Annotated in this window: 9 protein-coding genes; all 9 read left to right on the top strand. The window is 41.2% G+C overall.

Annotation, left to right across the window (positions count from 1 at the left end):
* Window positions 1-84 precede the first annotated feature (84 nt).
* The 9 genes from K2225_RS10700 (at window position 85) to K2225_RS10660 (ending at window position 10817) form a co-directional block, all read left to right on the top strand.
* On the top strand, window positions 85-879 hold the full coding sequence (locus K2225_RS10700) for an RDD family protein (protein WP_220584724.1): 795 nt from the start codon (window positions 85-87) through the stop codon (window positions 877-879).
* A 263-nt stretch (window positions 880-1142) separates the two neighbouring features.
* Window positions 1143-1307 (top strand): hypothetical protein, encoded by a 165-nt coding sequence (locus tag K2225_RS10695; RefSeq protein WP_220584723.1) that lies wholly within the window; start codon window positions 1143-1145, stop codon window positions 1305-1307.
* Window positions 1308-2039: 732 nt separating this feature from the next.
* Window positions 2040-3230, top strand: coding sequence for a carboxylate--amine ligase (locus K2225_RS10690; RefSeq protein ID WP_220584722.1), 1191 nt, complete (start codon window positions 2040-2042; stop codon window positions 3228-3230).
* A gap of 135 nt (window positions 3231-3365) precedes the next feature.
* Window positions 3366-4913, top strand: a complete 1548-nt coding sequence (locus tag K2225_RS10685; RefSeq protein ID WP_220584721.1) for a Mur ligase family protein — start codon at window positions 3366-3368, stop codon at window positions 4911-4913.
* A gap of 46 nt (window positions 4914-4959) precedes the next feature.
* Complete coding sequence (gene cuyB, locus K2225_RS10680; RefSeq protein ID WP_220584720.1) at window positions 4960-5670, top strand: cysteate racemase; 711 nt, start codon at window positions 4960-4962, stop codon at window positions 5668-5670.
* A 61-nt stretch (window positions 5671-5731) separates the two neighbouring features.
* Complete coding sequence (locus K2225_RS10675) at window positions 5732-6013, top strand: hypothetical protein (protein WP_220584719.1); 282 nt, start codon at window positions 5732-5734, stop codon at window positions 6011-6013.
* A gap of 471 nt (window positions 6014-6484) precedes the next feature.
* Window positions 6485-7378: a permease-like cell division protein FtsX gene (gene ftsX, locus K2225_RS10670; RefSeq protein WP_220584718.1), complete on the top strand. Its 894-nt coding sequence runs from the start codon at window positions 6485-6487 to the stop codon at window positions 7376-7378.
* 53 nt (window positions 7379-7431) lie between these two features.
* On the top strand, window positions 7432-8787 hold the full coding sequence (locus K2225_RS10665; RefSeq protein WP_220584717.1) for a murein hydrolase activator EnvC family protein: 1356 nt from the start codon (window positions 7432-7434) through the stop codon (window positions 8785-8787).
* Between the two features lie 1067 nt (window positions 8788-9854).
* Complete coding sequence (locus tag K2225_RS10660; protein ID WP_305038437.1) at window positions 9855-10817, top strand: S8 family peptidase; 963 nt, start codon at window positions 9855-9857, stop codon at window positions 10815-10817.
* The last annotated feature ends 348 nt before the right edge of the window (window positions 10818-11165 follow it).

The following is an 11165-nucleotide window of genomic DNA, read 5'->3' as shown; positions in this document are numbered from 1 at the left end:
CTGCAATACGGGAATTTTTTACATTCTTTTTCTATTATAGAAAATCGAAAGACATATGGGAACCCATAAGGAAGGAGGAAGAAGATGGAGGAAAGGTGGAAAGTGAAAACCCCGGAACATGTGACCTTGAATTTTCAATTGGCAGGCTTAGGGAGCAGGGGGGCGGCTCAAATCGTCGATTCCATTCTATTAGGTTTATTATATAGCGGAATGATTGCACTGCTCATTTTTACAGAAAACCATTTGGACTTCATGTTGGAAGTGCGCGGGTGGATGATCGCTTTTGTTATCCTTGTCTTATTCGGCATCCAGTGGGGTTATTTCTTCTTATTCGAATGGTTCAGCGGGGGGAAAACCCTTGGGAAAATGATGCTTGGTCTCCGAGTCGTCAAAGAAGATGGGGGAAAAGCAACCGCCCTATCCATATTGATTCGAAATTTATTACGAATCATTGATATGCTTCCTTTTTATTATCTGATCGGGATGTTGATGGTTTTCTTCCATCCTCAACATAAAAGACTGGGCGATCTTGTCGGTGGAACGATCGTCATCCATGAACGGAAAAAACAACGCTCGAAAAAGAAACAGACGCTCGTGGAGAAAGAGATTGAAAACCGGGGTCTGAAATCGACTCATCAAGTCGTTGGAGACTGGGAAAAACAAAACCTTACGAAAAAAGATTGGACCTTGTTGAAAACCTATGTTCATCGGTACCCGACATTAAAACCTGCTGAAAAAAACACCATGACCAGGGAGGTTGCTGAGATCCTTCTTCCCAAACTCGGGTTAGATGATGGAACAAAGAGTGAAGATGAGTTAGCTACTCGACTTTATACTGCTTATATAGAGATAAAAGAAGAGTGGGAATTCCAGTTATAAAGGAGAAAGTAAAGGCCGGCTTTCCAGGAGGGGAAGCGGCTGTTTTTTTTGCCTGAAAGAAAGTTGATCTTTATGTATACGTTTGAATTTATAAGTATTCAAGCGGATATAAAAGAATTTGCGAAAATATATTTACTTCAGTATAGAATTTGGTATTATATACTAGGATTTATTCGAAAACAGGCGAATAAACGGTCTTATCCATGGCGGGGGTTATGTTTGTTCCTACCTGAAAATATAAAGAAGAAAGGGGATCATTGCTTATGCTTACATCTCTTTATGTGTTGTCTTTAACCGTTTTGCTTACGTTTCTTGTATTATATGCCATCGATAAAGTTGTTCGTCGCTTTAAGAAAGTCCAAAGCCCTACCATTCAACAAGATCAAGTTCCAACTGAAGTCGATTTCAGTAACCATACATTCAAATAAATGCTTTTATATTAAGTGGTCCTGCATAAAAGGTGCCACTTTTTTAATTAGACAGAATTTAACCTTATTGCAGATAAACTCCCGATTGTGCAAGACTCGGCTTCGAGTCGATTGTGTGGTTCTAGGGGCTCCGTGAAAAGGTTCGCTTTCCATGGTGCGGTGAGGCTCCTCAGTCTACGCCTTCCGGGGTCTCACCATTTCCCTCCGCACCTTTATTAAATAAGTGTCTCGAACCCACTTGTGTTTTTCATATTAAGGGAGCCGCAGGAGTATATACTCATCAAGCAAGCATTCTGATCGTGAAATCCTGTATGAGTATTCACCTCTAAAACCATACAAGCTGATTTTTTAGAAGTGATTTCTAGAATCTTACTTGGCAATGGGCGCAGGGAAATGGCGAGACTTCTGCGGGAAAAAAGTTCATGGTGAGATCCCACATGACGCAGTGCGAGGAGGCTCACCGCGCTCCCGCGGAAAGCGAGCTATACCCCGCAGCCCCCATCCACTCAAAAAACATCTCGAAAATGAGTCTTCCACAATTCTGCCATTTACTTTAATAACGAAGAGGGGACTGGGACTATGGTTGTCTTTGGCAGAGGGGTTTACGTTTTGTTAGGTACCTGTTTGTGGTAAAATAGATATGTTTACATAAAGAAAGAAAACAACCAAAATAAATACGAGTTCTTTATATATTTTCAAGTACAATTCAACAGATGGAAAAGGGGATATCTCATGGCGAATAAAGCGGTTGTTCTAGGAGCGAACTATTATATTGGACTGAGTACGATTAGATGTCTGGGTATTCATGATGTTCATGTTGCAGCAGTGGACTATGACTGGGAAGGTGCCTACGGGCTAGAGTCCAAATATTGTTCAGAAGCATTGATCGGGCCTCACTATAAGGAGGATCCAGAAGGTTTGAAGACTTTCTTGATTGACTATGCCCAAAAACAGGACGATGCCCCTGTACTTATTCCGACAGCCGATCCATATGTGGAGTTCGTGGATGAGTATCTGCCGGAATTAAGGGAATATTTCCTTATTCCTCAAACTGAACAAGGGTTATATACTAAGATAATGGACAAAGGCACCCTCCACACGCTGGCCTCCCAGCATGGAGTAGCTGTTCCGGAAACGGTTCAAGCGGATGATGAGAACCTTGTACAAAAAGTGGAAGACGAAATCCATTATCCTTGTCTCGTAAAGCCGGTTGATTCACCAGCTTTTGTTTCTAAATTTAGAAGGAAGCTTTTCAAAGTTCATAATAAAGAAGAATTAATAGAAAAACTGGAACAAGCGAAACAAGCGAATGTAGAAGTCATCGTCCAGCGAATTATTCCAGGTTTTGATGACCATATGTACACATTCGATGCGTATCTGGATCAAAACTCTAAAGTGACGCACTGGGTGACTTGCCAAAAACTGCGTCAATTCCCTGTGAATTACGGCGCATCTGTTTACACTCAGCAAAAATATGTCCCGGAGCTTTACGAACTCGGTGCGAAGTTTTTAGAAGGAATCGGGTATAAGGGTTTCGCTGAAATTGAATTCAAAAAGGACGCGGAAACCGGACAATATTATTTGATTGAAATCAATGTACGTATTACGAACTTGAACCACCTATTACAAAAGACAGGCATAAACATCCCCTATATTACTTATAAAGATTTGATTGGGGAACCTGTGGAGCCGAAAGCGATAGAAGAAGACCAGAATCTTGTCTTTTGGTATGCCTATGAGGATCTTCTGGCCGTCAGAGAATACATTAAGACTGGACAACTCTCTCCTCAGAAAGTGTTGAAATCGTATTTCAGGCCGAAAGCCCACGCCATCTGGGACCCGAAAGATCCAAAACCAGCATTTTCCTTTGGGAAAAAGTTGGCGAATCTGGTGGTAAACAAAGTCACAAAGAAAAGCAAGTAAATAACCAACCGAATTAGTCTGAAGAATAGATCTGACGGACCGTTGGAAAGGCTAACCAATAATCGAACGTTATGTACGGAGCTCATAGGTACTTTAATAGAACAGGCGAAAACAACGCAGGGAAGGTAGATAAGAATGGCTAAGCTAAACGAGTTATTATCATTCATCGATGTACTTGAGTCATGGAATGATAGAGACCTGGACGTCCAAGGACTCGCATACAATTCAAGAAATGTAGAACAGGGTGACGTATTTGTCTGTATTAAAGGTTTCAAAACAGATGGACACCGTTACGTGGCGGAGGCCGTGAAAAATGGAGCGTCTGCTATTGTGGTTGAGGATTATCAACCTGATTGGGAAGACCTTCCTCAGTATAAAGTAAAAGACAGCCGTCGTGCCCTGGCAGCACTCAGTGATGCTTTTTATAACCACCCTTCGAATGAAATGAAAACAATTGGAATTACAGCGACAAACGGGAAAACATCCACTTCATTTATGACGAATGCCATTCTTGAAGAGCATGGACTTAAAACAGGCTTGATTGGAACGGTCGTGGTCAAGTTTGGTGATTACTCTGAGCCTACAAAGCTTACGACACCGGAGTCGCTCGACCTGCATCATTATTTTGCCCAAATGAGGGATCAGGATGTTTCTCATGTGACGATGGAAGTTTCCTCCTCTGCCCTTGATTTAAGCAGAGTGGGGAGTGTGGACTTTGATATCGTTACATTAAATAATATCAGCCGTGAGCATATCGATCTTCATGGTTCTTTTGAAGAATACTTTAATTGTAAAGCAAGCCTGATTCGCAATGCGGGTGAAGATAAATGGGCCATTTTAAACCTTGACGATTCTTATTCCGCGTCCTTGATCGATGAAACGAAAGCCAATGTACTCACATTCAGCGTAGAAACAGGAGATGGAGATCTAGTATGTAAAGACTTAGATCTTTCAACAGGGCGAGCTAAATTTACGGTCGAAATCCGTAAGCCATTTAGCGTAGAAGGGACAACCTATGAGACACAGGAGTTCCCTATAGAGCTTGCCACACCCGGGTATCACTCTGTGTACAATTCCATGGTAGCCATCGCTGCTGGGTTGTTGAATGAGGTACCGATTCCAACGATCCAAGCCGGATTAAAAGGGTTCGGTGGGGTTGAACGACGTTTCGAGATGGTGTTTGAGGATGATATTAAAATTTTGGACGACCACTTCGCCAACTATGGAAATATCAACGTAACCTTGAGCACATTGCAGCAAATGGAGTATTCAAATCTTAAACTTGTTTATGCGATTCGCGGAAGCCGGGGAATCACAGTAAACAGAGAAAATGCAAAAGCTATTGTGGAATGGGCGCCTAAATTGGGACTGACAGAAGTGATTGCAACCGTCAGCCATTCCCATGTGGATGAAAAAGACCGGGTAACAGATGAAGAGCTGCGTGTCTTCCAGGAAATGATGGAGGAAGCAGGCATCCATGTAGACTTGTATAAGGAGTTGGATGATGCCATCCACCATGCACTCTCAGAAGCAGAAAAAGACGATGTGGTCTTGTTAGCAGGTTGCCAGGGAATGGACCCTGGAGCGAAAATCGCCCTGGAACAGTTAAGCAAGACACGTCCGGAAATGGATGAAGAGAAATTGTTCAAGCCATTGAAAAACAGAGTAGCAGGAATCCTCTGACTAAATCGTACAGCAAGGTCCCGGTCTTTCGTTAGGAGGCATAACAGTGAATGATAAAATTATCGGCATACTCGGGGGAATGGGACCTGAGGCAACCGCCGAATGTTATATGAAGATTATACGAGCTACGGATGCAGGCAAGGACCAAGAGCATTATCGAGTGATCATAGACAGCAATGCGAAAATCCCGGACCGCACAGAAGCTATTGCAGGAAAAGGGGAAAACCCTGTTCCTGAAATGATTCATGCCGCAAAGAATTTAGAAAAGCTCGACGTGGATGTGGCGTGTATTCCATGTATGACCGCCCATTACTTCATTGAAGAAGTCCAAAAGGCTGTGTCTTTCCCATTACTGAATGCGTTTTTGGAACTGAAGAAGTTCATCCAGGATCATTATCCAACCGTACAAAAAATCGGGGTGCTCGCCACGACCGGTACTTTGGAAACCGGACTTTTTCAGAAGTATTTCGATCATTTAGAAGTGATTGCTCCCACACCCTATACTCAGAATGAAAAAGTGATGCGAGCCATCTATGGGGATAACGGAATTAAAAGTGGGAACACGGATGGAGAACCCCTCCAACTACTGAAAGATGCTTCACAGGAATTGTTGGACAATGGGGCAGAGTTGATTATTTCAGGCTGTACGGAAATTGGTCTCGTGTTGAAACCTTATCACCTTCCTGTTCCTCTGATCGACCCTATGGAAGTCGTTGCAAACGTCGTTGTAAAAGAAACTGTTTATCAAAAGTCATGAAAAGCTTAGCCCCTTCTTATATTTGTATAACAAGAACCATTCTTTAGAAGGGGTGCATATCATGTCTAAAAGCGAGTTTGAGCAGTTTTTATCAGAGTCCTTTAAAGAGGGTGTTTCCTTCAGGGAATTAAGGCTCTCTGAAAAAGAAGTATCTCACTTGAAGTCCCATTATCCTGCAGCCATCATAAGAAGAACGAGTGAAGTCAACGATGCCTTAAAAAAATCATGGTATGAAGTCCATTTATCGCCAATTCGAAAAAAACCTGAAAGTCTGGACTCCATCCGTGAAGAAAATTCCCGACTCAAACGTGAGTTGGAAGCCTTAAAGAAGATGAAAAATTAAGCAAATGAAGACAATTCTAAAAGGGTTGTCTTCATTTTTTTTGTCTTTTTTTGATATTCATATCCAACTATATCTACTTTTATTAAGTTCAATTCACTTGAAATCGATTAGTTTGGGACGACAATATTGAATCTATCAACCTAAGCCTTTAATACTAGTTAGCTTCCTGTTTATATTCGTATTTTGTCGACAAAAAAGGCAAACATACGTGTGTTTTGTTATGTTTTGAAACACAAATGTAATAATAATTTGTCTTTATTTAGCGAATATCTTTGATATAATGAGGTAGGAAAATGCAACAGACGACTTAAAGTACATACAACAGACAACATAGATTCACAAAATGAGAGTTTAGTAGGAAGTGATATAAATTGTTCGATCTGCATCACCGCAGTCCAGCACCTTATGTTCTGAGGGATACCGTTCTATACAGCGTAAAGATTGAACGGATTACACGGGGTGACCAATATTATGAAATTTAAGACATTTGGTCGTCACGGAAAAGAGGGCGTTAAAAGCTTAGCCAGAAATAGATGGATGTCCATAGCTTCAATTTCAGCTGTGACTGTAACCTTGTTGCTGGTTGGAGTTTTCGCCACATTGCTTTTGAATTTAAATGACTTTGCATCACAGATTGAAGAAGATGTCGAAGTTCGGGTCTTTATAGATGTAACGGCAGAAGATGAGAGCCGTGAAGCCTTAAAGGATAAAATTGAAGAAGTATCAGCAGTCTCTTCAGTAGAGTTTCAGTCCAAAGAAGAAGGTTTGGACAAGCTGATTGATAGTCTTGGCGATGATGGGGAAGTTTTCGAATCCTTAAAGGATGAAAACCCATTGAATGATGTTTTCATCGTCAAAACAGTGGAACCTGAAGATACGATCACTGTCGCGCAGACGATTGAAGATTTTAATAGCGTCGCCAAGGTTGAATATGCCAAAGAAACCGTTCAGCGTCTTTTTAGTTTCATGGATGTGGCCCGTAATGTAGGGCTTGCGATCATTGCTGGTCTGCTTTTCACAGCCATGTTTTTAATTGCAAATACGATTCGAATTACAATCGTTGCTCGTAAGAAAGAAATCGAAATTATGAAAATGGTCGGAGCGACAAATTGGTTTATCCGCTGGCCATTTCTGTTTGAAGGATTAATGATCGGCGTTTTTGGATCACTTATACCGATCGCGGTTGTTGTGTTTGGGTATGATTACCTTTACACAGAAGTGACTACTAGATACCCGACATTGCCCATTGAATTACTGCCTGTGTACCCGTTTGTGATTAAAGTATCCGCACTACTAATACTGATGGGTATTATCATTGGCTTATGGGGAAGTTTCACATCGATTCGTAAGTATTTAAAAGTTTAAATCTATTGAACTACCAAAAATAAAAAGGTAAGGATTCGGGGGAGGAAGAAAGTTTGAAGTTGAGATTTTTAACAGCCGCTCTGACCGTCAGTCTTATTCTATCCGGTTTTCCACTCTACTCTAATACAGTTAACGCAGAAACTAACCAGGAGAAATTAGAGGAGAACCGTGCCAAGCAGTCTGAAATAGAAAAAGAAAAGCAAGAAAAGCAGGAAGAAATTGATAAACTACAACAGCGACAAGAAGAGGTAAACGCAGAAATTGCTCAGTTGGACAAACAAGTGATGGAAGCGATGAACAAGATTGAAACGAAAGAAAATGAAATTGCGAAAACCAGAGAAAATATCGATCAGTTAAAAGCAGAAATTGCGGAACTTGAAAAAAGGATTGCTGAGCGTGATGAGCTTTTAAAGGAACGCGTAAAATCCATGCACCAAAACGGTGGAGCCATTGATTATCTGGACGTTTTAATGGGCGCTGAAAGTTTCGGTAACTTTTTAGAGCGTGTCATGAGTCTGAATACGATTGCTACTCAGGATAAAGAAATTTTAGAGCAGCATAAAGCAGATAAAGAAGAAGTAGAAAAGAAAAAAGCACAAGTTGAAGACGAACTGGCATCCCTTGAGGAAAAGCTTCAGGAATTAGAAGCTTTGAAACAAGAACTCGACCAGAAGAAACAAGAGAAAAACGAACTTATGGAAAGTCTAGAACGTGATGAAGAACTTGCTCATAACCATGTGATGGATATTGAGGAAGAGCAGGATACTCTTGCTGCGCAGGAAGCTGCAATCCAGAAGGAAATCGAGCGCGAAAGACAGCGTAAAGCAGAAGAAGAAGCTAGGAAGAGAGCAGCTGAAAAAGCGGCCGCTGAAAAAGCAGCAGCTGAAAAGAAAGCAAGTACTTCAAATACAAGCAACAATAATTCCAGCTCCAGCTCAAACTCAAGCTCAAGCTCAAGCAGCTCCAATTCATCCTCCTCTTCCAGTAGTGGAGCGCTCTTCAGCTGGCCGGCCAATGCAGCTGTTACATCTGAGTTTGATCGTAACCGAATCCATCCGATTTATGGAACACCAAGATTGCACTCAGGTATCGATTTAGCTGGCGGAGGAACAATTCCAATTCGTGCTGCCGCAGACGGTACTGTCATCCGTGCAAATTACTCATCAAGCTACGGGAATGTAGTTATGATTTCCCACCGTATGAACGGACAAACGTTCACAACGGTATATGCTCACATGAGAAGCACACCTGCTGTATCGGCAGGACAATCCGTATCTAGAGGTCAATTCCTTGGAAATATGGGAAGCACCGGAGATTCAACAGGTCAGCACCTTCACTTTGAGATTCATGAAGGAAGCTGGAACGGAGCGCGTTCTAATTCTGTTAACCCACGCAAATACTTGCCATAAAAGCATAATCTTATATAAAAACCGATGGGAAATCATAAAGATTTTCCATCGGTTTTTCGTTTTGTTTATCCATGTATTAGATGTTCACTCCTTTTAGTAAGTATGGAGATGGGAGCATCTAAAGGCGGCTAACTTATTTTGGTCTTATATGTATGATTGATGCGCTTGATTTGGTCTTGGATAACTATGGGATAGAATCGTACTTCTGTAACACACTCATATTAACAGGACTCACCAGAAAGGTTTAATGGGGGTCCCTTCATAAGGATTACTTAGGGGATGTCAGGACAATGTGAGACCCTTTCCCAATCCAGTAATATCCTCTCTGAAACCCTTTAAGGGGCTAGTGCTTTACTTGCTTTGCCCGCAAGGTCAAATGTTCATGTTCATCACTTCACCCTAGAAGAACATTGCTTTTTTAGTCCCCATTTAAAGACCTGGGAAATCAGATGGATCTCAGGCTCTGTGGAAGTTCTATCAATGAGGAAGTTGGCCGTGCTCTTCCTATAAGTTATTCACATGTGTATAACTATGGAAACTACGGAAGCTATGCATCAACAGTTATTCTTCTGGAAAGAATTAATAAATCGTAAAGACATACAGTGCTTCAATTGAGGGTATCGTAGAATCATTTATAAAGCTGCCTTGTTTTTGGTATAAGCTTGAATCACTCTGTTTTTCGGTGTATGAAGCTCTTTCGCTTTTATGGGAATAGGTGCTGAATGAGTGAGGTTTTCGTTGCAAATAGGACAACTCCAGCCCCCGGTATTACTACTACTGTAGGATGCTCTCTGGCAGCGTGCACAAAATTTCATTATCAAGCAAAGCCCCTCCTCCCATTAAAAAAATGTTCTTTATAAAGAACATTGATGTCTATTATACCTTATATATGTTATATAACAAGCGCATTTAAGAATGTTTAGTCAATATATCATACAGTGTATCGTATATAAGTCCTCTTTTTCCTTATATTGTGAACGTAACATACGTTCGGTGTTATACTTAAGGAAGATCATTCTTCATGACCAGTCTTCCAGTTTGCAGTTTATAAATGAAGGAGGAAGATGATGAATCGAATGAAATTAATCCCTTACCGAATGGATGCAATTTTGGATACGACGAATGAAGTCCCTAAAGGTGTGCATATGGTGGAGGCTCAAAGTTTATGGGATGAGACACGCCAAGGAGAAAGCAGTGTTATAGCTGTTATTGATACAGGTTGTCAGAGTGATCATCCAGACTTACAAGGGCAGATTATAGGAGGACGAAACTTTACCGACGATTATAATGGGGATCCAGAAAATTATCAGGATAATAACGGACACGGGACTCATGTAGCAGGTACCATAGCGGCTAAGGAAGACGGAGAAGGTGTCGTCGGTGTTGCACCTCAAGCGAAACTCCTTATTCTTAAGGTGCTCTCAGAGGAGGGGAGTGGGCAGTATCAGTGGATTACAGACGCTATTGATTATGCGGTTCAATGGAGAGGGGAGAACAATGAGCGTGTTCGAGTGATATCCATGTCTCTTGGAGGACCGGATGACACACCAGCATTAAAACAATCCATCATAAAGGCTATCTCTGAAGGAGTATCTGTAGTATGTGCTGCTGGGAATGAAGGCGATGGACGGGAAGATACGATGGAATATGCTTATCCCGGAGCTTATAATGAAGTCATCCAAGTAGGGGCAGTGGATGAGAGTCGACGGTTGGCCACCTTTACGAACACGAATGACCAAATTGATCTTGTTGCCCCTGGGGTGAATGTCCTCTCCACCTATCTCGAAGGTAAATATGCTCGCTTATCAGGCACTTCTATGGCAACTCCACATGTTTCCGGTGGTCTTGCATTAATCATTCCTTTAGTAGAGTCTCAGTTTCAGAGGAGAATGTCCGAATCTGAAGTGTTTTCACAACTTATTAAGCGGACAACTCCGTTAGGTCATTCTAAAACAGCTGAAGGAAATGGGCTTATGACCTTGGCATTGACAAAGAAATTAGAAGAATTATTCAGTACTTACATCACATAACTATTCTTTTTATCAGAGAGGTATTATACCTCTCTTTTTTTGTTTAAACAAAGTCCGCCATTTAGAAAATACGGTTGAAACTAAGACCGTGATTTTGTGTCGATAATAGTAAAACATTGGAAAAATATCTGATGTGTACATTTTTGAATGCAAGTGTACAAAATTGAATACATGTGTGCAAAAGTGTTTTCATTGTGTTTGCAATTACGTATACATGTATGCAAACAAGTACACATGCTGCTATATAGACTTGTGTACATATTTGTATACATGAACACAATATTGTAAACAAGTACACAATTATGAACACGTAAAAAGGCGCATTGACTATTTTCTGATTGTTTAATA

The sequence above is a fragment of the Halobacillus sp. Nhm2S1 genome, assembly GCF_019599545.1.
GTDB lineage: Bacteria > Bacillota > Bacilli > Bacillales > Halobacillaceae > Halobacillus.
Note: the sequence above shows the minus strand (reverse complement) of the source record. Positions and strands in the feature narration are given on the sequence as shown.

What these genes read in the sequence shown, in the direction of transcription:
- K2225_RS10700 (WP_220584724.1), top strand. Translation starts at nt 85, where the DNA reads ATGGAGGAAAGGTGGAAAGTGAAAACCCCGGAACATGTGACCTTGAAT.
- K2225_RS10695 (WP_220584723.1), top strand. Translation starts at nt 1,143, where the DNA reads ATGCTTACATCTCTTTATGTGTTGTCTTTAACCGTTTTGCTTACGTTT.
- K2225_RS10690 (WP_220584722.1), top strand. Translation starts at nt 2,040, where the DNA reads ATGGCGAATAAAGCGGTTGTTCTAGGAGCGAACTATTATATTGGACTG.
- K2225_RS10685 (WP_220584721.1), top strand. Translation starts at nt 3,366, where the DNA reads ATGGCTAAGCTAAACGAGTTATTATCATTCATCGATGTACTTGAGTCA.
- K2225_RS10675 (WP_220584719.1), top strand. Translation starts at nt 5,732, where the DNA reads ATGTCTAAAAGCGAGTTTGAGCAGTTTTTATCAGAGTCCTTTAAAGAG.
- ftsX (WP_220584718.1), top strand. Translation starts at nt 6,485, where the DNA reads ATGAAATTTAAGACATTTGGTCGTCACGGAAAAGAGGGCGTTAAAAGC.
- K2225_RS10660 (WP_305038437.1), top strand. Translation starts at nt 9,855, where the DNA reads ATGAATCGAATGAAATTAATCCCTTACCGAATGGATGCAATTTTGGAT.